The organism is Roseivivax isoporae LMG 25204 (assembly GCF_000521865.1).
GTDB classification, from domain to species: Bacteria; Pseudomonadota; Alphaproteobacteria; order Rhodobacterales; family Rhodobacteraceae; genus Roseivivax; species Roseivivax isoporae.
Genome location: NZ_JAME01000029.1, coordinates 1 through 21,247, shown reverse-complemented (window position 1 = coordinate 21,247; position 21,247 = coordinate 1). Strand labels below are relative to the sequence as shown.

At 71.2% G+C, this 21,247-nt stretch carries 20 protein-coding genes; 11 read left to right on the top strand and 9 right to left on the bottom strand.

Features of this window, described 5'->3' with window-relative positions; translation table 11 throughout:
- Positions 1 to 26 precede the first annotated feature (26 nt).
- Positions 27 to 1,679: a Y-family DNA polymerase gene (locus RISW2_RS16865; protein ID WP_043773458.1), complete on the top strand. Its 1,653-nt coding sequence runs from the start codon at positions 27 to 29 to the stop codon at positions 1,677 to 1,679.
- Positions 1,680 to 1,751: 72 nt separating this feature from the next.
- Entirely contained in the window at positions 1,752 to 2,093 is a 342-nt protein-coding gene (locus tag RISW2_RS16860; RefSeq protein WP_043773398.1) for a DUF2794 domain-containing protein, read from the top strand.
- Here RISW2_RS16860 and RISW2_RS16855 read toward each other — a convergent pair.
- The 3 genes from RISW2_RS16855 to RISW2_RS16845 all read right to left on the bottom strand — a co-directional run bounded on the left by RISW2_RS16855 (position 2,074) and on the right by RISW2_RS16845 (position 4,763).
- The gene (locus tag RISW2_RS16855) at positions 2,074 to 2,916 is read right to left on the bottom strand and encodes a C40 family peptidase (RefSeq protein ID WP_043773397.1); all 843 of its coding nucleotides are present in this window, start codon (positions 2,914 to 2,916) and stop codon (positions 2,074 to 2,076) included. The genes RISW2_RS16860 and RISW2_RS16855 overlap by 20 nt on opposite strands.
- Positions 2,913 to 4,304 (bottom strand): leucyl aminopeptidase family protein, encoded by a 1,392-nt coding sequence (locus tag RISW2_RS16850; protein ID WP_043773396.1) that lies wholly within the window; start codon positions 4,302 to 4,304, stop codon positions 2,913 to 2,915. The genes RISW2_RS16855 and RISW2_RS16850 overlap by 4 nt, the downstream gene beginning before the upstream one ends.
- 78 nt (positions 4,305 to 4,382) lie before the next feature.
- Positions 4,383 to 4,763, bottom strand: coding sequence for a hypothetical protein (locus RISW2_RS16845; RefSeq protein WP_043773395.1), 381 nt, complete (start codon positions 4,761 to 4,763; stop codon positions 4,383 to 4,385).
- Positions 4,764 to 4,907: 144 nt separating this feature from the next.
- Between RISW2_RS16845 and RISW2_RS16840 the strand changes: the two genes are divergently transcribed.
- Positions 4,908 to 5,558, top strand: a complete 651-nt coding sequence (locus tag RISW2_RS16840) for a carbonic anhydrase (protein ID WP_043773394.1) — start codon at positions 4,908 to 4,910, stop codon at positions 5,556 to 5,558.
- A 17-nt stretch (positions 5,559 to 5,575) separates the two neighbouring features.
- Here RISW2_RS16840 and RISW2_RS16835 read toward each other — a convergent pair whose 3' ends face one another.
- Positions 5,576 to 5,896, bottom strand: a complete 321-nt coding sequence (locus tag RISW2_RS16835; protein WP_043773393.1) for a hypothetical protein — start codon at positions 5,894 to 5,896, stop codon at positions 5,576 to 5,578.
- A 307-nt stretch (positions 5,897 to 6,203) separates the two neighbouring features.
- Positions 6,204 to 7,226 carry an aspartate-semialdehyde dehydrogenase gene (locus RISW2_RS16830; RefSeq protein WP_043773392.1) on the bottom strand — a complete coding sequence of 341 codons (1,023 nt, stop codon included), beginning with the start codon at positions 7,224 to 7,226 and terminating at the stop codon, positions 6,204 to 6,206.
- A 380-nt stretch (positions 7,227 to 7,606) separates the two neighbouring features.
- On the opposite strand from RISW2_RS16830, the gene RISW2_RS16825 reads away from it, so the two are divergent.
- Positions 7,607 to 9,502, top strand: a complete 1,896-nt coding sequence (locus tag RISW2_RS16825; protein ID WP_425277795.1) for a polysaccharide biosynthesis protein — start codon at positions 7,607 to 7,609, stop codon at positions 9,500 to 9,502.
- A gap of 18 nt (positions 9,503 to 9,520) precedes the next feature.
- Here the strand turns inward: RISW2_RS16825 and RISW2_RS16820 are convergent, their stop codons facing one another.
- Positions 9,521 to 10,357, bottom strand: coding sequence for an LOG family protein (locus tag RISW2_RS16820; RefSeq protein ID WP_043773391.1), 837 nt, complete (start codon positions 10,355 to 10,357; stop codon positions 9,521 to 9,523).
- A 142-nt stretch (positions 10,358 to 10,499) separates the two neighbouring features.
- Here RISW2_RS16820 and dapD point away from each other — a divergent pair, with 142 nt between their 5' ends.
- From dapD to RISW2_RS16785, 7 genes are all read left to right on the top strand, one after another.
- The gene (gene dapD / locus RISW2_RS16815) at positions 10,500 to 11,327 is read left to right on the top strand and encodes a 2,3,4,5-tetrahydropyridine-2,6-dicarboxylate N-succinyltransferase (protein WP_043773390.1); all 828 of its coding nucleotides are present in this window, start codon (positions 10,500 to 10,502) and stop codon (positions 11,325 to 11,327) included.
- A gap of 89 nt (positions 11,328 to 11,416) precedes the next feature.
- A complete protein-coding gene (locus RISW2_RS16810; RefSeq protein ID WP_043773389.1) occupies positions 11,417 to 12,445 on the top strand; it encodes a sodium:calcium antiporter in 1,029 nt (342 codons plus the stop codon).
- 31 nt (positions 12,446 to 12,476) lie between these two features.
- Positions 12,477 to 12,725, top strand: coding sequence for a GlsB/YeaQ/YmgE family stress response membrane protein (locus RISW2_RS16805; protein ID WP_043773388.1), 249 nt, complete (start codon positions 12,477 to 12,479; stop codon positions 12,723 to 12,725).
- A 91-nt stretch (positions 12,726 to 12,816) separates the two neighbouring features.
- The gene (locus tag RISW2_RS16800; protein WP_043773387.1) at positions 12,817 to 13,146 is read left to right on the top strand and encodes a hypothetical protein; all 330 of its coding nucleotides are present in this window, start codon (positions 12,817 to 12,819) and stop codon (positions 13,144 to 13,146) included.
- Positions 13,147 to 13,215: 69 nt separating this feature from the next.
- Positions 13,216 to 14,358: a succinyl-diaminopimelate desuccinylase gene (dapE, locus tag RISW2_RS16795; RefSeq protein ID WP_043773386.1), complete on the top strand. Its 1,143-nt coding sequence runs from the start codon at positions 13,216 to 13,218 to the stop codon at positions 14,356 to 14,358.
- Between the two features lie 59 nt (positions 14,359 to 14,417).
- Complete coding sequence (gene rnr / locus RISW2_RS16790) at positions 14,418 to 16,730, top strand: ribonuclease R (protein ID WP_043773385.1); 2,313 nt, start codon at positions 14,418 to 14,420, stop codon at positions 16,728 to 16,730.
- 107 nt (positions 16,731 to 16,837) lie between these two features.
- The gene (locus RISW2_RS16785; protein WP_043773384.1) at positions 16,838 to 18,187 is read left to right on the top strand and encodes a lytic murein transglycosylase; all 1,350 of its coding nucleotides are present in this window, start codon (positions 16,838 to 16,840) and stop codon (positions 18,185 to 18,187) included.
- Between the two features lie 6 nt (positions 18,188 to 18,193).
- Here RISW2_RS16785 and RISW2_RS16780 read toward each other — a convergent pair whose 3' ends face one another.
- The 3 genes from RISW2_RS16780 to RISW2_RS25070 all read right to left on the bottom strand — a co-directional run.
- The gene (locus RISW2_RS16780) at positions 18,194 to 18,676 is read right to left on the bottom strand and encodes an RNA pyrophosphohydrolase (protein ID WP_043773455.1); all 483 of its coding nucleotides are present in this window, start codon (positions 18,674 to 18,676) and stop codon (positions 18,194 to 18,196) included.
- Positions 18,677 to 18,820: 144 nt separating this feature from the next.
- Positions 18,821 to 20,200: a S41 family peptidase gene (locus RISW2_RS16775; protein ID WP_043773383.1), complete on the bottom strand. Its 1,380-nt coding sequence runs from the start codon at positions 20,198 to 20,200 to the stop codon at positions 18,821 to 18,823.
- Between the two features lie 7 nt (positions 20,201 to 20,207).
- Positions 20,208 to 21,247 (bottom strand): murein hydrolase activator EnvC family protein (locus RISW2_RS25070; protein ID WP_043773382.1); only part of this gene is annotated, 1,040 nt, incomplete at its 5' end.

Genomic DNA, 21,247 nt, shown 5'->3' with positions numbered 1-21,247 from the left:
ATGGCGAACATCCTGTGCTGCCCGCCATGTCCCACCGTCGCATCCTCTCCCTGTGGTTTCCGCGCCTCGGGGCCGAACGGCTGATCCGCCGCGACCCCACGCTCGGCCGCGTGCCCTTTGCCCTGGTCCGCGAGAGCGGCAACATGCAGGTCCTCGCGTCGCTGTCGGTCGCCGCCTCGCGGGCGGGGCTTCGGCGCGGCCAGCCCCTGCGCGACGCCCATGCGGCCTGCGCGGATCTCCTGACCCGGATCGAGGCGCCCCACCGCGAGGCGGCGTTCCTCGCCGCGCTGCATCGCTGGGCGGGCAAGTTCTCGCCCTGGGTCGCGCAGGAGCCGCCCGACGCCCTGGTGATCGACCTGACCGGCTGCGCGCACCTCTTTGGTGGCGAGGAGGCCCTGATCGCGCAGGTCCGGCAGGATTGCGACGACCTGGGCCTCAGCGTGCGCGCCGGCATCGCCGACACGCTGGGCGCGGCCTGGGCGCTCGCCCGGCATGCGGGCCGCAGCGCGGCCAGCGCGCGTTCGGGCGACGCCATCGACCAGGAGGCGCGGGCGACGCGGTCGCGGGCGGTCAAGCGGCGGCACTGGGAACGCGGCGGCGCGGCCCCGCCGGCGCCCGCGGACCAGGCCCCAGCGCTCTGCATCGCGCCGCCCGGGCAGGCCCACGGCGCGCTGGCCCCCCTGCCCGTGGCCGCGCTGCGCCTCGACGCAGACATGGTGGCACAGCTCGCGCGGCTCGGCCTGCGCCGGGTGGGCGACCTGATCGGCCAGCCGCGCGCGGGCCTCGCCCGGCGGTTCGGCACCGGCCTCGTGCGCCGGCTCGACCAGGCGCTCGGGGCGGCGCCGGAACCCGTCTCTCCCGTGGCCGCGCCCGAACGCTTCGCCGTCCGGATGAGCCTGCCCGATCCGATCGGGTTCGAGGCCGACGTGATGGCGGCGCTCGACCGGATGCTGCCCCGGCTCTGCGAGCGGCTCGAACGGCGCGGGCGCGGCGCGCGGCTCGTCCGGCTCGAGGCGTGGCGCGCCGACCAGGGCATGGAATGGCGCGAGGTGGGGCTTGCGCGTCCCGCGCACGATCCCGACCGGCTGCGCCCGCTCCTCGCCATGAAGGTGGCCGAGATCGACGCGGGCTTCGGCATCGACATGCTGCGGCTCGAGGCGGTCGCCCACGAACCCGTGCACGCCCGCGAGAAGGTCGGCCATCTCGAGGCCGGGCGCGCGGTGGCGGCACGGCTGTCGTCGAACACCGCCTTCGACGACCTCGTGGGCCGGCTCGGCGCGCGCGTGGGGCTCGAGGCGATCACCCGCCGCCACCCGGCCGAAAGCCACATCCCGGAAAAGGCGGCGCTGACCCTCGCCGCCGCCTGGTCCGACCCCGCGGACGACTGGCCGGAGCGGCGGCGGCGGCCGCTCCTTCTCTGGCGGCCCGAACCCGTTGCGGGCCCCGACACCCCCGAGCCGCCCGGCCGGTTCCGCTGGCGCGGGCGCGATTTCACTGCGACCGGCGCCGAGGGCCCCGAACGCATCGCCCCGGAATGGTGGCTCGACGATCCCGAATGGCGCAGCGGCCAGCGCGACTACTGGCGCGTGGACACCGACCGCGGCGACCGCCTTTGGCTCTTCTACGCGCACGGCGCGTCGCTTTCGCCGGGCTGGTTCTGCCAGGGCGCCTTCGCCTGACCGGTCGCCGCGCGGTGCGCTCCCCGGCCCGTCAGGCTTGATTTCGCGGCCCGCGGCGCGCACTTTTCCGGAATGAACCAGATCTCCGCCTTCCCCGCCGGGCCGTCCCGCCCCGAGACGGTCATGTTCCAGCGACAGGAGCTGAACGAGATCCTCGCCCTCTACGGGCGCATGGTGGCCGCCGGCGAGTGGCGCGACTACGGCATCTCGTCCCTGCGCGACGCCGCGATCTTCTCGATCTTCCGGCGCACCGCGGAACAGCCGCTCTACCGGATCGAGAAACGCCCCCGCCTGCGCGCGAAACAGGGCCAGTACGCCGTCGTCGGCATGGACGGGCAGATCCTCAAGCGCGGGCACGAGCTGCGCACCGTGCTGCGGGTCCTCGAACGCAAGCTCATCCGCGCGGTGGAATGACCCGCGCGCGGCGCGTCACCGGCCCGTCGCCCTGCCCTTCGATCCGCGCCAGCGCCGCGGCCATCGGCTCGAACGACACCGCCATGGCATGGGCGTTGGCATGCAGGATCAGATCCGGCCCCGCCACCCACGCGACGTGCCCCGCCCAGAACAGGAGGTCCCCGCGCCGCAGCGGCACGTCCTCCGCCAGGCTCTCGCCCAGTTCGGCCTCCTGCTGGTCGCTGTCGCCCGGGCAGGCGATCCCGCACGCGGACAGCCCCGCCTGCACGAGCCCCGAACAGTCGATCCCGAAGGCGGAGTTCCCGCCCCAAAGATAGGGCGTGCCGATCAGCCGTTCCGCCACCGCGACCGGGTCGGCCTCGGGCGCATCGAGCGGCGCGAGATGCGCCGCCGGAACGTGGCCCGCCGGCGTCTCGAGAAACCGCCCGCCACCGCCCGTCACCGCGAGCCGCGCGTTCAGGCTGAGCGTCGCCACCTCCTGCCGCTTGAAGTCGGGCGCCGGGTAGACATGCGTGGCCCGCACCGCCACCCGATGCGTCGCCGGCAGGCCGGGCGTGCCCAGCGCGGTCTCGCGCACGTAGCCCACATAGCCGTCCGCCCGCGCCGCGACGAAGGCCCAGCCGTCGCGCCGCTCGTAGACTGTGACCTCGGCCCCCGCCAGAAGCTGCCGGTCCCGCGGCCCCTCCGGCGCGCGCATCAGGTCCGCGACGCCTGCCGTCACCACCTGGGGCGTGCCCTCGACATAGGCTTCGGACGGTACGGTGCCCTCGAGATGCGCCGCGGCCACGCGGCCGTTCGCGGCAAGGCGCCGGCGGTCGGTCACAGCCCCAGGATCCCCGGCAGCGCGCCCAGGATCGCGCGCGGCCCCTGCCCGAGCCCGCCCTTGGGGCGCCCCGGCGCCGCCGCGGGCTGCCAGGAATAGATGTCGAAATGGGCATAGGCCGGCGTCGCGGTCACGAAGCGGCGCAGGAACAGCGCCGCCGTGATCGACCCGGCGAAGCCGCCCGAGGGCGCGTTGTCGAGATCGGCGATGCCGGGCTCGATCATCGCCTCGTAGGGCTCGTGGAAGGGCATGCGCCAGACCGGATCGGCGGCAGGCCCCGCGGCCGCCTGCAGCGCCTCGGCAAGCCGGTCCTCGGTGGCGTAGAACGGCGCGAGGTCGGGACCGACCGCCACGCGCGCCGCCCCGGTCAGCGTCGCCATCGACACGATCAGGTCCGGCATCTCCTCGTCGGCGAAGGCCAGCGCGTCGGCGAGCACGAGCCGCCCCTCCGCGTCCGTGTTGTTGATCTCCACGCTCAGGCCCTTGCGCGAGGTCAGGATATCGCCGGGACGGAAGCTCGCGCCGGACACCGCATTCTCGACCGCCGGGATCAGGACGCGCAGCCGCACCTTCAGCCCCAGCGCCATGATCGCCTGCGCGAGCCCCAGCACGTTCGCGGCCCCGCCCATGTCCTTCTTCATCAGTCCCATCGAGGCGCCGGGCTTGAGGTTGAGCCCCCCGGTGTCGAAGCAGACGCCCTTGCCGACCAGCGTGAGCCGCGGGCCCGCGTCCCCCCAGCGCAGGTCCATGAGCCGCGGCGCGGCATGCGCGGCCGCCGCCCGGCCGACCGCGTGGATCATCGGAAAGTTCCGCTCGAGCAGCGCCTCGCCGGTCACCGTCTCGACCCGCGCGCCATGATCGGCCGCGAGCCTCTCGCAGGCGGCCTGCAGTTCGGCCGGCCCCATGTCCGCGGCGGGCGTGTTCACGAGGTCGCGGGTCAGCGTCTCGGCCGCGGCGAGGATCTCGATCCGCGCCGCATCGAGCCCCTCGGGCGCGACGAGCCCCGGATGCCGGGCATCCTGCGCCTTGTAGCGGTCGAACCGGTATCCCGCGAGCAGCCAGCCCAGCGCCTCGCGCGGGGCGTCGGCCTCGGGCAGGCCCGACGCGATGCGCCATGTGCCCGGCGGCAGTGCGGGCAGCGCGCCCGCCAGTGCGAACCGCGTCCGCGCACGCTGCGCGGGCGTGCCGTAGCCCGCGAGCGCCATGGCGGGTGCGCCACCCTCGCCCGGGATGGCGAGCGCGGTGTTCAGCGCCCCGGTGAACCCCGACGCCGCGACCCAGGCACGGACCGGCTCGGGCTGCGCCTCGGCCCAGGCGTCCACGCCGCCCTGTTCGATCACGTGCAGCGGAAGCGCCTCGGCATCCGCCGCGGCAAAGGTCGGTGTCATCGGGGTCTCCTCGTGCCGGCTGTCGCGGCCACCCTACGCGCCGCGCCGCCGGCTGCAAGGGGAGCCCCCGTGCCCCTCTCAGGGCATCAGGTCCTGCCGATCCCACACCGCCATCAGCGAGCGTTCCCCGACCCGCAGCAGCCGCGCGAGCGTGGCGGACAAGGCAACCGCGTCGCCGCCCGCGAGGCAGGTGCGGACCGCCGTGCCGGTCCGCGACAGGGCCACCATGCCCAGCGTTTCCGCCCGCGCGTCCAGTTCGAGGAGCCGCAGGTGCATGCCCATCCAGTCCTCGTCCTGCCAGCGGCGCTCGATCTCGGCGAGGAGCAGCGCGACCTCCTCCATCATGCGGCACACGATCTCCTCCGCGTGGCGCGGGTCCTCGCGCCGGCAGAGGCGGCGCAGCCGCTCGGCGTCCAGACGGACGGCCTCATCCGGCGCCGGAAACGTCACGACCTCCATTCCGAATACCCTCCACGCACCCCGCACCCGGAACGCAGACTGGCGCATCACGCTTCCCGAAACGTTGATGCGCACATGCCTTTTCCCTCGAAATCGGCCCAAATCGGTCGTATCGGATCCCCCGAGCCAGTCACGGAGACCAGAATGCAGCACGCCAAGCCCCTGCCAAGCCTGCTGGTCCAGCGTTACCACGGATGGAAGGCAACGACCTTTGCCGAGAACAGCAGCTGGTACCGCAGGCTCGCGTCAGAGGGCCAGCGTCCACGGTCGATGGTGATCTCCTGCTGCGACAGCCGCGTGCACGTGACCTCGATCTTCGGCGCGGATTCAGGCGAGTTCTTCATCCACCGCAACATCGCGAACCTGGTGCCGCCGCACCAGCCGGACGGCGCGCAGCACGGCACCTCGGCGGCGCTCGAATACGCGGTGACGGCGCTCGAGGTGTCGCACCTGATCGTGCTCGGCCATTCGCGCTGCGGGGGCGTGCAGGGCTGCCTCGACATGTGCGCGGGCCGCGCGCCCGAACTCGAGGAGCAATCGAGCTTCGTCGGCCGCTGGATGGACCTTCTGCGTCCGGGCTATGCCCGCGTGAAGGACATCGTGCCCGAGGCCGACCAGGCGCGTGCGCTCGAGAAGGAGGCGGTGCTGGTCAGCCTCGAGAACCTGATGACGTTCCCGTTCGTGCGCAGCGCGGTCGAGGCGCGCACGCTGAGCCTGCATGGCCTCTGGACCGAGATCGGCGCCGGGGAACTCGAATATTTCGACGCCGTCGAGCGGCGCTTCGTGCCGGTCTGACCCCGGACCGCGCCGGCTCAGGCGAGGCTGCCCGACGTCCCGTCGCGGCCGGCGCGGATCACCGGACGGCCGAGCCGCCCGACCAGCGTCTGCATCGGCACGCCGATGTCGGCGCCGGTGCAGACCGGCTGCTCGGACATGGTGTCCACGATCACGAGCCGCCCGGCGCGGAAATGCAGCCGATAGCCCTTTGCGGCGAGCCGCGCGGACAGTCCCGCCCAGTCGCTGGCCGCCGACAGGATCGGCGCGAGGCAGCGCACCAGCAGCGCGCGGCTTTCGTGGTCCAGCGGATGGGGCAGCCCCGCATCCGCATCGTTCGGTTTCGTGTGTTGTGCCATTCCGATCACCCTGAGCACCGTTCAAATGTCCTGATTCAATGCATTAGCAATCTATCCGCCCAGAATATGTCCGGACCGGACCCTTTCAAAGTCAGGATCCGCCGACCTTGAAAAAAGGCCGCGCAGGCGCAGGATTTCGTGGCCGCGGCGACACAATCCCCCGGGCCCTGCGGGCGGCGCGCGGACGACGCCACGCGGGCTGCGTGCCGGGCAGTATCGCGGTGCAACCCCCAACTGCAGGAACGCAGAAGGCGCGCCGCCCGCGGCGACGCGCCTTCCCGGATTTCCTTGGACGATTCGCCCGCGATCAGCCCTTCTTGAGCACCCGGTTGCCCAGCGTCTCGGCGATCTGCACGGCGTTGAGCGCCGCGCCCTTGCGCAGGTTGTCCGACACGCACCAGAGGTTCAGCCCGTTCTCGATGGTGGAATCCTGCCGGATGCGGCTGATGAAGGTCGCGAAGTCGCCCACGCATTCGATCGGGGTGACGTAGCCGCCGTCCTCGCGCTTGTCGATCACCATGATGCCCGGGGCCTCGCGCAGGATGTCGCGTGCCTCGTCCTCGTCGAGGAATTCCTCGAACTCGATGTTGATCGCCTCGGCATGGCCGACGAAGACGGGCACGCGCACGCAGGTCGCGGTGAGCCGGATGGAGGGATCGACGATCTTCTTCGTCTCGGCCACCATCTTCCACTCTTCCTTGGTGGATCCGTCCTCCATGAAGACGTCGATATGCGGGATCACGTTGAAGGCGATCTGCTTCTGGAATTTCGACGGCTTCACGTCAGCGGTGGGGTTGTAGACGGCCTTGGTCTGGTCCCAGAGCTCGTCCATGCCCGCCTTCCCGGCGCCCGACACCGACTGGTAGGTGGACACAACGACGCGCTTGATCCGGGCGCGGTCATGCAGCGGCTTCAGCGCCACGACCATCTGCGCGGTCGAGCAGTTGGGGTTCGCGATGATGTTCTTCTTGGCGTAACCCTCGACCGCTTCGGGGTTCACCTCGGGCACCACCAGCGGCACGTCCGGGTCGTAGCGATAGAGCGACGAGTTGTCGATCACGACGCAGCCCGCCGCGGCGGCCTTGGGCGCATAGGTCTTGGTCGCATCCGAGCCGATCGCGAACAGCGCCATGTCCCAGCCGGTGAAGTCGAACGTGTCGAGGTCCTGCGTCTTGAGCGTGCGGTCCCCGTAGCTCACCTCGGTTCCCAGCGACCGCCGCGACGCGAGCACCGCGATCTCGTCGACCGGAAACTCGCGCTCGGCGAGGATGTTCAGCATTTCGCGGCCCACGTTTCCGGTGGCACCCGCGACGACAACCTTGTAACCCATGATCGGCTCCCTTGTTCTGCGGGGGCGGCGGCGCGAAACGACGTCCCGCGCGCGGTCCGCCCCGGTCCAGAGCCGTTTACATGAGCGTCGCGGCATCGGAAAGGGAGGAATGCCCGCGGTCGCGCGGCGCGAATCGCGGCACGGATCCGCGGCGGATGCACACAATTTCGGCGGGAATCCGCCGAACACTCCCCGCCATTTTGCAATTGCAGCATGGCGCGCTTGTCCAAAGAAACGGCGAAGGCGTATATGTTGAGCGCCCCTCAGCGGAATTTTGGGTTGGCAACGTTCATGTTCATGAATTGGGTGGCAGGGTACCATTCGGCTCAGCACGCTCGATCACGCTTAGGCCCATGACCTTTTTCAAAGACTTGCGCCCAATGGATGATGCCATGCTCTACCGCCTCGTGACCGCCATGAGCCGCAAGCAGAAGGAACTGGCCTTCCTGCTGATGGACGCGGCGATGTCGTTCGTGACGGTGGGCCTCGCGCTTGCCCTCAATGGCCAGACACGGCTCGACATTCCCACGCTCGCGGCGCTCGCACCGCTCGCGGTCGCCATGTGCTTCGTCGGCATCGGCGTGTCGCTCGCCATGGGCCTGCCCAAGATCAAGCTCAACGCCTACGAGACGCGCGGCATCGTCCTGACCGGCATCTTCGCCGTCGCGGTCGGGGCGAGCGGTGCACTGCTGAACGCCGCCGCCGGGCATCCGCTACCGGTCGCGGTCTTCGTGATCTTCGCGTTCCTCTTCCTCGTCTTCGGCGCCGGCTGGCGGATCCTGCTGCGGCAGTGGCTGATCGAGATCTACCGCCGCGGCCACCAGCACATCCGGGTGCTTATCTACGGCGCCGGCCATACCGGCCAGCAGCTCGTCGCGGCGCTGAAAAGCGACTATGCCGCGCATCCCGTGGCCTTCGTAGACGACAACCCGACGCTGCAGACCCTGCGCATCTCGGGCCTTCCCGTCTACGCGCCCTCCAAGATCAAGACGCTCGTTGCCGAGAACCGCATCGACCGCGTCGTGCTCGCCATGCCCTCGATCAGCCAGCCGCGGCAGGCGCGCATCGCGCACGGCCTGCGCAAGATCGGCTGCGAGGTGCACGCGCTGCCGTCCTTCGCCGAACTCGTGGGCCACGGCGACATGCGCCGCAGGTCCGCCGCGGTGGCACTCGACGACCTCCTCGGCCGCAACCGGCTCGAATCCGAGCTGCCCGGCGTCAGCCACGCCTATTCCGGCCGCCGCATCCTCGTGACCGGCGCGGGCGGCTCCATCGGGTCGGAACTCTGCCGCCAGCTGATCGCCTGCCGGCCGCACTGCGTGGTGCTGCTCGACCATTCTGAACTCTCGCTCTACACGATCGAGAAGGAACTGCGCGAGATCGGCGGCACCATGAACGTCGTGCCGATCCTGGGCTCCGTCCTCGACGACCAGCTGGTGCGCCGGGTGATCGGCGATCACGACATTGACGTCGTGCTGCACGCGGCCGCCTACAAGCACGTGCCGCTCGTCGAGTGCAACGTCCTGAACGGCCTGCGCAACAACGTCATCGGCACCAAGGTGCTGGGCGACGCGGCGCGCGACGCGGGCGTCGAGCGGTTCATCCTCGTCTCCTCGGACAAGGCCGTGCGCCCGACCAACGTGATGGGCGCGTCGAAGCGGCTGGCAGAACTCGTGATCCAGGACCTCGCCACCCGCTCGACCGAGACGCGATTCTCGATGGTGCGCTTCGGCAACGTGCTCGGGTCCTCGGGATCGGTGATCCCTCTCTTCGAGGAACAGATCGAACGCGGCGGACCGGTCACCCTGACCGATCCCAACGTCACGCGCTACTTCATGACGATCTCCGAGGCGGCGCGCCTCGTGCTGCTCGCGGGGTCCTTCGCGCGGGGCGGCGACCTCTTCGTGCTCGACATGGGCGACCCCGTCCCGATCCGGAAGCTCGCCCGCCAGATGATCGAGGGTGCCGGCCACACGGTGAAGGACGCCGAGAATCCCGACGGCGACATCGAGATCCGCATCACCGGCCTGCGCCCCGGCGAAAAGCTGCACGAGGAACTGCTGATCTCGTCCGACATGCTGACCACGCCGCACAGCAAGATCCTGCGCGCGCAGGAAGGCTACCTGTCCGAGATCGAGATGGCGAACGCCATGAAGGACCTCAAGCGCGCCATCGCCACGATGGACGAGGACCTGGCGCGGCAGGTGATCCTGCGCTGGGTCGAACGCGCCAAGGAAGAGACCGTGCAGCCCGAGCGCGGCACCGCCCTGTCCTGACCGGGTTCGGGGCGCGGGTCAGCGCCCCGGCACGCCGTCGCGCGGCGGTTCGGGCGTCCAGTTCTCGATCAGCGCCGTCGCCTCCTCGGCGTTGTCGACGTAGCGGAAGAGGTCGAGGTCCTCGCGGCTGATCGTGCCGGCCTCGGCCAGCGCCTCCCAGTTCACCACGCCCTCCCAGAACTCCTTGCCGAACAGCAGGACCGGCACCCGCCACATGCGGCCCGTCTGGATCAGCGTCAGCGTCTCGAACAGCTCGTCCATGGTGCCGAAGCCGCCCGGGAACACGCAGACCGCCCGCGCCCGCATCAGGAAATGCATCTTGCGGATCGCGAAGTAGTGGAAGTTGAAGGCCAGCTCCGGCGTCACGTAAGGGTTGGGCGCCTGCTCGTGCGGCAGCACGATGTTGAGCCCGATGGACCGCCCGCCCGCCTCCTGCGCGCCGCGGTTTCCGGCCTCCATCACGCCCGGGCCGCCGCCGGTGACGATCACGTATTCGGAGCCCCCGGTCTCGAGCGACTTCTCGGTCATGCGCATGGCGAAGGCGCGCGCCTCCTCGTAGTAGCGCGACATGCTGCCCAGCGCCTCGGTCCGGGCATGGATCGCCTCGGACGGGATGCGGGCGCCGCCGAACAGCACGATGGTCGACGTGATGCCCTGCTCGTCGAGCAGCATCTCGGGCTTCAGGAGCTCGAGCTGCAGGCGCACCGGACGCAGTTCGCGGCGGCACAGGAAATCGTCGTCGGCAAAGGCCAGGCGGTAGGACGGCGAACGGGTCTGGGGCGTATCGGGAACCTCCCGCGCGGTGCGGCGGTCGCGGCCGGCATCGCGGAAGGGGCTCTTGCGGTCGTCTTTCATGGAGGTCCTCGGATCGGATCGCCCCATGCCTAGCGCGGATCCGCCGGACGCGCCAGCGACGGCGGGTCGCGCCAGCGGGCTTTCCTCGCGGCCGGCCCGGCGCTATGACATCGCCGCACACAGCACCGGAGGGAGCTCGCCCATGGACATCGCGCAACTGGAATCCGCCATCGACGCCGCCTGGGAGGCGCGCGACACGATCACGCCCGACACCAAGGGCGACACGCGCGAGGCCATCGAGGAGACCCTCGCGGCGCTCGACAGCGGCACGCTCCGCGTGGCCGAGCGGCAGGCGGACGGCGCCTGGAAGGTCAACCAGTGGGCCAAGAAGGCCGTGCTGCTGGGCTTCCGCATCAAGGACATGGAAAAGCATTCCGGCGGCCCGCAGGGCGGCGGCTGGTGGGACAAGGTCGACAGCAAGTTCGAGGGCTGGAAGAAGAAGGACTGGAAGGAAGCGGGCTTCCGCGCGGTGCCGAACTGCGTCGTCCGTCACTCGGCGTTCATCGGCAAGGGCGTGGTGCTCATGCCCTCCTTCGTGAACCTCGGCGCCTACGTGGACGAGGGCACCATGGTGGACACCTGGGCCACCGTCGGGTCCTGCGCGCAGATCGGCAAGAACGTCCACCTGTCGGGCGGCGTCGGCATCGGCGGCGTGCTCGAGCCGCTGCAGGCCGACCCCACCATCATCGAGGACAACTGCTTCATCGGCGCGCGGTCCGAGGTGGTCGAGGGCTGCATCGTGCGCGAGGGCGCGGTCCTCGGCATGGGCGTCTACATCGGCAAGTCGACCAAGATCGTCGACCGCGCCACGGGCGAGGTCACCTATGGCGAGGTGCCGCCCTATTCCGTGGTGGTGTCGGGCTCGATGCCGTCCTCGGGCGGCGTGAACCTCTACTGCGCCGTGATCGTCAAGCGCGTGGACGAGAAGACCCGTGCCAAGGTGGGCATCAACGAGCTTCTGCGCGACTGATCAGCCGCCTTTTCACGGGGTCGGCGCACACTTGCGTGAAACCAAATGCGTTCCGCGTCGTTGGAGGATGACCTCTTGCGGCGCGGGACATGCTGAACAACCTTCCACTACCCTTTCTTCTGGCCATCTTCGCGGTCGCCGGCGCGGCTGTCGTCGCGGCGTCGATCCGCGCGACGGGCCTCGCCGACGCCATCGCCGACCGCACCCGGATGGGCGAGGCCATGGCCGGCGGGCTCATCCTCGGCGCCGCGACCTCGCTCTCGGGCGTGGTCGTGTCCGTCAGCGCGGCCTTCTCGGGCGATGCGAGCTACGCCTTCTCGAACGCGGTGGGCGGGATCGCCGCGCAGACGCTGTTCCTCGCCATCGCCGACCTGCTGCACCGGCGCGCGAACCTCGAACATTCGGCGGCGGAGCCCGCGAACCTGTTCCAGGCGGTGCTTCTCATCATCCTGCTGAGCCTGCCGCTCTGCGCGGTGGCCGGGCCCGACGTGTCCTATCTCGGCGTGCACCCCGTCTCGATCGTCCTCTTCCTCGCCTACATCGCCGGCGTGCGCCTCGCGGGCGACGTCAAGGAACAGCCGATGTGGCGCCCCGTGCGCACGACCGACACGCGCCGCGACACGCCCGAGGATCCGGACGAGGCGGACCGCCCGGTGCGCGGCGTCGCGTTGCGCTTCGTCGGGCTCGTGGCCGTCATGGGCGCGGGCGGGCTCGTGATCGCGCAGGCCGGCGGGCAGTTCATCGACCGGTTCGGCCTGTCGTCGAGCCTCGTCGGCTCGCTCATCACCGCGGTCGTGACCTCGCTGCCGGAATTCGTCACCACGCTTGTCGCCGTGCGCCGGGGCGCGCTGCAGCTCGCCGTGGGCGGCATCATCGGCGGCAACACCTTCGACACGCTCTTCCTCGTGGCGGGCGACGCCGCCTACCGCGAAGGCTCGATCTATCACGCGATCGAGGCGAACGACATCTACTGGCTCGGCACCGGCCTCCTGATGACGGCGGTCCTCCTGGCCGGGCTGATCCTGCGCCAGCGCGAGGGGCCGGCGCGCATCGGCATCGAAAGCGTGCTGATGATGGGCATCTATCTTACGGCGCTCACCGTCGAGGTGACGTCGTGACCTCCACAAACCGGCAAACTAGGAGACAGACATGACCGGATTAGGGTGGCTTGCGGCAATCATCGTGGGCGGGATCGCCGGCTGGATCGCCGAAAAGATCATGAAGGCGGACCACGGCCTGCTCACGAACATCATTCTCGGGATCCTCGGGGCGGTGGTGCTGAACTGGATCCTCATCACGCTGACCGGGTCGACGCTCGGGGGCTGGATCGGCCAGCTCGTCGTGGGCGCCGCGGGCGCGTGCATCCTCATCGGCGCCTGGCGCGCCATCCGGCGCTAGCGCCACGCACGACCGGGGCGGGGGCCGCGACGCGGCCCCCTGCCACCCGCGACGCGTTGACAAACGCCGCGGGTGGCCCCATGCCGCCCCCATGGCGAAGGACCGGCGCAAACAGGATGTCTACACGCTCGTGGTCGAGGTCGGCCGCAAGGCCGGCGACGGCCTGCCCGACGGCGCGACCGGCGCGGCGCTCATGTGCTACGCCTCCGGTGTGGACGAGGCCGAGGCAGTACGCGAGACCGTCGCGATCCTGAAGGCCGCCGACATGGCCCCCCTCGACGTCACCGGCTACGGCACCGAGGCCGAGCGCCTCGCCGAAGGCCACGAGATCGAGGCGGACGAGGCTGAGCTCATGGCCCGCGCGCTCGCCGAAAACGCCGTCATCGTGGCGCAGGTCACCCCCTTCTTCGACAAGGACTAGGCGTGTTTGCGCAGAGCGCGTCTTCGCGATAGCTCTGGCGGCGCCCGCCCGCGCGAAGGAAAACGCCCCATGCCGCTCGATCCCGTCAGCCTGCTCAAGGACCTGGTCCGCTGCCCCTCCGTCACGCCCGCCGACGCGGGTGCGCTCGGCCACGTGGAGGCGGCCCTCGCCGCCGCGGGCTTCGAGTGCCACCGGGTGCCGCGGGGCGGCATCGACAACCTCTATGCCCGCTGGGGGGCGAAAGGGCACGCGCGCAGCTTCGGTTTCAACGGGCACACCGATGTCGTGCCCGTGGGCGATCCGGCGTCGTGGTCGACCGATCCTTTCGGTGCCGAGGAACGCGACGGCCATGTCTGGGGACGCGGCACCACCGACATGAAGTCGGGCGTCGCGGCCTTCGTTGCCGCGGCCGTGGACTTCGTGACCGAGACGCCGCCCGACGGCGCGGTGATCCTCGCCATCACCGGCGACGAGGAGGGCGCGTCGGTCGACGGCACGCGGGCGCTGCTCGACTGGATGGACACGCGCGGCGAACGCATGGCGGTCTGCCTCGTGGGCGAACCGACCTGCCCCGACCGCATGGGCGAGATGATGAAGATCGGCCGCCGCGGCTCGCTCAATGCGCAGCTGACGGTGCGCGGCGTGCAGGGTCATTCCGCCTATCCGCACCGCGCCGTGAACCCGCTGCACGCGCTCGTGCGGCTCTGCGACCGGCTGGCCAGCCACCCGCTCGACCACGGCACCGACCATTTCGACCCCTCGACGCTCGCCATCGTCACCATCGACACCGGCAACCCCGCGACCAACGTGATCCCGGCCGAGGCGCGCGCAACGCTCAACATCCGCTTCAACGACTCCCATAGCGGCGCCGCGCTGACCGACTGGCTCGGCACCGAGGCGGCCGAGACCGACGCGGCCTTCGGCACGCGCACCGAGGTCGCGGTGACCGTGTCGGGCGAAAGCTTCCTGACCCCTCCCGGGCCGCTCACCGACCTCGTGTCGGCCGCGGTCGCCGCCGAATGCGGCGTGACGCCGGTCCTGTCGACCTCGGGCGGCACCTCGGACGCCCGTTTCGTAAAGGACCACTGCCCGGTGGTCGAGTTCGGGCTCGTGGGACGCACCATGCACGCGGTCGACGAGCGCGTGGCGGTGGGCGACGTGCACGCGCTCAAGGCGATCTACGGCCGCATCCTGCGCGACTACTTCGCCTGAACCGGGCCCCGTCGTCTTCCCGGATGACGACGCCCGGCCCGCGTGCTACCTGCGAAACCATGAGCCAGATCCCGACCAAGGCGCAGATCCTCGACTGGATCTCCGAGAACCCGACCCAGACCGCCAAGCGCGACATCGCGAAGGCCTTCGGCGTGAAGGGGGCACAGCGCATCGACCTCAAGCGCCTCCTGAAGGAGCTCGAGGCCGAGGGCCATCTCGAGAAGCGCAAGAAGACCTACCGCGACCCCGACCGGCTGCCTCCGGTCTCGGTCCTCCAGGTGCGCGCGCCTTCGGTCGACGGCGACCTCTATGCCCAGCCACTCGAATGGCACGGGGAGGGCAAGGAACCCGTCGTGCTGCTGATCCCGCGTGCCGCGGACCCCGCGCTCGGCGAGGGCGACCGCATCCTCGCGCGGCTGACCGAGGTGGCGACCGAGGGCGTCGACTACGAGGCGCGCCTGATCCGGCGCATCGGCGCAAGCCCCCGCCGCATCGTCGGCATCTTCCGCAAGGGGACCGAGGGCGGCCGCATCGTGCCCATCGACAAGGGTGCGGACCTCGAATGGATGGTCGCCACGGACGCCACCGCGGGCGCCCGCGACGGCGAGCTGGTCGAGGCAGAACAGGCCGGACCCAAGGGCCGCATGGGCCTGCCGAGGGCGCGCGTCACCGGGCGGCTCGGCGATCCGTCCGAACCGCGCGCGGTCTCGCTGATCGCGATCCACCAGCACGGCATCCCGGACGACTTTCCCGAGGACGTCCTGGCCGAGGCCGACCGGATGAAACCCGCGGGCCTCAAGGGGCGCGAGGACCTGCGCGACCTGCCGCTCGTCACCATCGACCCCGAGGACGCGCGCGATCACGACGACGCGGTCTGCGCCGCACCCGACGACGATCCGAAGAACCCGGGCGGCCACGTCCTGTGGGTCGCGATCGCCGACGTGGCGCATTATGTCCGCTCGGGCTCGGCGCTCGACCGCGAGGCGCGCAAGCGCGGCAATTCCAGCTACTTCCCCGACCGCGTGGTGCCGATGCTGCCCGACCGGCTGTCGGGCGACCTCTGCTCGCTGCACGAGGGCGTGCCGCGCGCCTGCATCGCGGTGCGCATGGTGCTCGACGAGGCCGGCAACAAGCTGCGCCACGACTTCCACCGCGGGCTGATGAAATCGCCACGCTCGCTGACCTACCAGCAGGTGCAGGCCGCCATGGACGGCGCGCCAGACGACCGCACCGAACCGCTGCTCGACGAGGTGATCCGCCCGCTCTACGCGGCCTTCGCGGCCCTGCGCGCGGCGCGCGAACGCCGCCAGCCGCTGGACCTCGACCTTCCCGAGCGGCGCATCCGCCTCTCGCCCGAGGGCAAGGTCCTGTCGGTCAACTTCACCGACCGGCTCGACGCCCACCGGATGATCGAGGAATTCATGGTGCTGGCGAACGTCGCCGCCGCCGAGACCCTGATCCGCCGCAAGACCCCGCTGCTGTTCCGCGTCCACGAGGAGCCGCCCGAGGACAAGCTCGAGACCCTGCGCGACACCGCCGAGGCCGCGGGCCTTAGCCTCGCCAAGGGACAGGTGCTGACCACCGCGCATCTGAACCGGCTGCTGGCGCAGGCCGCGGGGCGCGACGAGGCCGAGCTCATCAACATCTCGACGCTGCGCGCGATGACGCAGGCCTATTACAGCCCCAAGAACTTCGGCCATTTCGGTCTCGCGCTGGCCAATTACGCGCATTTCACCTCGCCGATCCGGCGCTATTCCGACCTCATCGTGCACCGCGCGCTGGTCTCGGCGCATGGCTGGGGCGAGGACGGCCTGACCGAGGAGGAGCTCGACCGGCTCGACCAGACCGCGACGCACATCTCGGAAACCGAGCGGCGCTCGATGGTGGCCGAACGCGACACCACCGACCGCTACCTCGCCGCGTTCCTCTCGGACCGGATCGGGGCGGACTTCACCGGCCGGATCAGCGGGGTCGCCAAGTTCGGCGTCTTCGTCAAGCTCGACGAGACCGGCGCGGACGGGCTGGTGCCGATCCGGAGCCTCGGCAACGAGTTCTTCCACTTCGACCGCGAGGCCGGCACGCTGATGGGGGCCGATACCGGCACGCTGATCCACGCGGGTCAGCGCGTCACCGTGCGTCTGGTCGAGGCCGCGCCCGTGACCGGCGGCATCGGGCTCGAGCTCCTGTCGCTCGAGGAGACGGACATGCCCCGCGGCCCCGTGCGCCGGCGCCCGGGCGGCAAGCCCGGAGGCACCCGCGGCCGCCCGGGCGGCAAGCCCGGCGGCGGCCCGCCTCCGCGCCGCAAGCTCGTCCGCGCCAAGAAGAAGGACGACAAGGCCAAGGTGAAGCGCCGCCGCGACGCACGGCGCTGACCACCCCGCCGGTCGGCGGCCCGGCGCCCGGCCCGAGCCCGCGCTTTGGAAATCCGCCGTTCTGGTGTATCCTTCGGGAAAACAACCCGAGCAGCAGGAACATCCCGATGAACGCGCGCCCAGCCGCCCTTGCGGCCGCCCTTTCGCTCATCTGCGGCGCGGTGTCCGCAGATCCCGTCCAGCGCTCCCTGCGCCCCGCAGAACGGCCCGCGGCCGGCGTCCGGATGGTGACGCTCGCCGCGGCCACCGTGGCCCCGCAGGAGGCGCTGCGCCCCGCCCGCCGGCCGGCGGAAGCCACGCCGGCCGCCACCCCCGCGGCGCCGCAGGCCGGGGCGGAGCATGCGGGCTTTGCCGGCTGGGTGCGCGAGTTCCGGCCCCGCGCGCTCGCCGCGGGCATCGACGCGGGCACCTTCGACCGGGCCTTCGCCGGCGCGCGCTACGACCCGGACGTGATCGCCCGCGACCGGACGCAGGCCGAGTTCACCAAGACCCTCTGGCAATACCTCGACAGCGCCGTGTCCGACACGCGCATCGCCAACGGCCGCGCGGCGCTCGCCGAGCATGGTGCGGTCCTGCAGCGGATCGAGGAGGCCTATGGCGTCGACAAGGAGGTCGTCGCGGCGATCTGGGGCATGGAAAGCGCCTATGGCAGCTTCCGCGGCACGAAGCCCATCGTGGGCTCGCTCGCCACGCTCGCCTTCGAGGGCCGGCGCGCGGCGTTCTTCGAGGACCAGCTGATCGCGGCGCTGCGCATCCTGCAGAACGGCGACACGGGCCCCGAGACCATGACCGGCAGCTGGGCCGGCGCCATGGGCCACACGCAGTTCATCCCGACCTCCTACGAGGCGCTCGCGGTCGACTTCACCGGCGACGGCCGGCGCGACATCTGGTCGGACGACCCGACCGACGCGCTGGCGTCGACGGCGCACTACCTCGCCGAGCATGGCTGGACCCTCGGCATGCCCTGGGGCGTCGAGGTGCAGCTGCCCGCGGATTTCGACTACAGCCTCGCCGACCGCTCGATCGAGAAGATGCCGTCGGACTGGGCGCGGCTCGGGGTGCGCGGCGTGGACGGGGCGCCGGTGCGCGATTTCGGGTCGGCATCGCTGCTGCTGCCCGCCGGCGCGGACGGCGTGGCGTTCCTGATCTCGCGGAACTTCCGCGCGATCGAGCGCTATAACGCCGCCGATGCCTATGTGATCGGGGTGGGCCACCTGTCGGACCGCCTGCGCGGCTCGGGCCCCTTCCGGGGCGGCTGGCCTGCGGACGAGCGCGCGCTGACCTTCGACGAGCGGCAGGAGCTGCAGCGCCGCCTGACCGCGGCAGGCTACGACACCGGCGGGGTCGACGGCCGGATCGGGCCCAACACGCTCGCGGCGCTGCGCGGCTTCCAGCGCGCCGCGGGGCTGAAACCTGACGGCTACGCCTCGCTCAGCGTGCTCGACCGGCTGCGCTGACGCGGCTCAGAGGCGGTCGCGGAAGGCCGCGACCACCTCCTCGTAGACCGTGCGCTTGAACGGCACGATGTTCGAGACGAGCTCGTCCGCCGGCAGCCAGCGCCATTCCGAGAATTCGGGATGCTCGGTCTCGATGACGATGTCCGCATCGCTGCCGTGAAAGCGCAGCAGGAACCATTTCTGCTCCTGCCCGCGAAAGCGCCCCTTCCACACCTTGCCGACCAGCTCGGGTGGCAGGTCGTAGCGCACCCATCCCGGCGTCTCCGCTTCGACGGTGACGAGGTGCGCGCCCACGCCGGTCTCCTCCACGAGTTCGCGCAGCGCCGCGGCGCGCGGTCCCTCGCCCGGATCGATCCCGCCCTGCGGCATCTGCCAGGCCGGCACGTCGCTGTCCCGCCGCTGCCCGACGAACACCTCGCCCGCGGGATTGGCCAGCATCACGCCGACGCAGGGGCGGTAGGGCAGGTTCGCGATCTCGTTGGGGGTCAGGGTCATGGGGGCGCTCCGCTCGGCTGGACCTGCCGCGGGGCCTAGCCGCTGGCGCGCCGCGGATCCAGCCCCCCGGAACGACGGACGCCCCGCCCGGGAATGTCCCGGACGGGGCGCCTGGTCTCGCGCCGGTCGCGCCGGCGTCTAGTCCTCGGTCTGGACCTCGGCCTTCTGCAGCGCCGACATGGCCTCGGGGCCGAGCGCCGACAGGCCCTTCAGGATGTCGATGGCGTAGGCGAGCTGGTAATCCTCCTCGCGCAGCGCCGCGGCATCCTCGGCCCGCTGGCGGTCCTCCTCGATCTGGCGCAGCTCGTCCTCGGACAGCGAATCGTTGTTCAGAGCGCCGCGCAGGTCGGCCTCGGACCGGGTCGGCAGACCCGAGGCGTTCTCCTGGGCCTCCTCGTCCACCGGGTCGCGCGAGGGCTGCGCCACGATGATGTCGGGCGACACGCCCAGCGCCTGGATCGACCGGCCCGAGGGCGTGTAGTAGCGCGCCGTGGTCAGCCGCATGGCGCCGTCGCCGCGCAGCGGCATCACCGTCTGCACCGACCCCTTGCCGAAGCTCTTGGTACCCACGACGATCGCGCGGCGGTGATCCTGCAGCGCACCCGCCACGATCTCGGACGCCGAGGCCGAGCCGCCATTGATCAGCACCACGATCGGCTTGCCCTCGACGAGGTCGCCCTCGGTCGCGTTGTAGCGGTCGCCGTCGGCCGGGTTGCGTCCCCGCGTCGACACGATCTCGCCCGCATCGAGGAACGCGTCCGAGACCTTGATCGCCTGGTTCAGCAGGCCGCCCGGGTTGTTGCGCAGGTCGAGCACGATGCCGTTGACGTTGTCCATGCCGCCGGCGGCCTCGACCTGCTCCTGCAGGCCCGCCTCGAGGTTCGGATAGGTCTGGTCGTTGAACGTGGTAATCCGCAGCACGACCGAGTCGCCCTGGGTGCGCGCGCGCACCGCGGTGAGCGTGATCGTGTCGCGCACGATCTCGATGTCGAAGGGCTCGTCCTCGCCCTCGCGCACCACGGTGATGACGATCTCCGATCCGACCGGCCCCCGCATCAGGTCCACCGCCTCGTCGAGCGTCAGGCCCAGCACGGATTCGCCGTCGACATGGGTGATGAAGTCCCCGGCCTCGATCCCGGCCTCGGCCGCGGGCGTGCCGTCGATGGGCGAGACGACCTTGACGAAGCCCTCTTCCTGCGTGACCTCGATCCCGAGCCCGCCGAATTCCCCGCGGGTCTGCACGCGCATCGCCTGCGCGTCGTCGGGCGACAGGTAGCTCGAATGCGGATCGAGCGAGGTCAGCATGCCGTTGATGGCCGCCTCGATCAGCTCGTCCTCTTCCACGTCCTCGACGTACTGGGCCCGGATGCGCTCGAAGATGTCGCCGAACAGGTCGAGCTGCTCGTAGATCGACACGGTCTTCTCGCTTTCCTGCGCCAGAAGCGGGCCGACGAACTGGGTGGTCGCGACCGCCCCGGCCAGCGTGCCGCCGAGGGCGGCCATGACGAACTTGTTCATGCTGATCTCATCCCTTGTCGGTTGCGAACCACGTCAGCGGGTCCACGGGGCGATTGCCCTCTCTGACCTCAATATAGAGCGTTTCGGACCGGCGAGTTAAACCCCTTTCACTCGAAGGTGACAGGATGCCGCCGTCGCCGTCCGGTCCCTCGCCCGGCATCAGCCCGACCGGCGCGCCCTCCGGCAGGACCTCGCCGGTCTCGCCGTAGACCACGTCGAGCCCCGCGAGCACGACCAGCAGGTCCGGCTGCGGCTCGAGGATCGCCACGATCCCGTAATCGAGGAGCGGCCCGCGATAGCGCAACGTCGCCGGCACCGGCGTCGACACCAGCGCGCGCGGGCGCGTCGCGACCACGATGCCCGGCCGGGTGACGCCCGCCGCGTCGGTCTCGCCCGCCCGGCGCAGCACCTCGCCCGCCACCGGCAGCGGCAGCGCGCCCTTGCGGTCGTCCACGCGCGGCAGCGGGTCGCCCTCGACGCCGTTCGCCGCGATCTCCGACAGCCCGCTCGCGAACCCCTCGAGCGTCTCGGACGCCGCGATCAGGATCGCCGTGCGCACCGCGTCCTCGGTGAACTTCCGCGGCAGCGGTCCGCGGTCGGCGATGGCCTGCGACAGGCCCGCGCGCGCCTCCTGCAGCTGCGCGAGCCCCTCCTGCAGCGTGCCCGCCGCGTCCTGCTGCAGCCGGCGCAGGGTCGCGACCTCCTCGAGATCGGCGCGCAGCCGGTCCGCGGCGCCCGCGAGCGCGGGCGTCACCGACGCGACCAGCATGCCCGCCCGCGCCGCGCCGAGCGGCCCCTCGGGATGCAGGAGCTGCTGCGCGGGCTCCGCCCGGCCAAGCGCCTGCAGCACGCCGAGAAGCTCGCCCAGCTCGGCGTCCCGGGCCGCGAGGTCGCGGTCGATCTGCGCCTCCCGGATCGCCGCCTCGCGCAGGCCCGCGCGCATCGCCGCGAGCCCCTCCTCGAAGGCGCGGATGGTGGCGGTCAGCGCCGCCACCCGGTCGCGCGCCGCCTCGGCCGCGTCGAGCTGCCGGGCCGCCGCGTCGAGCC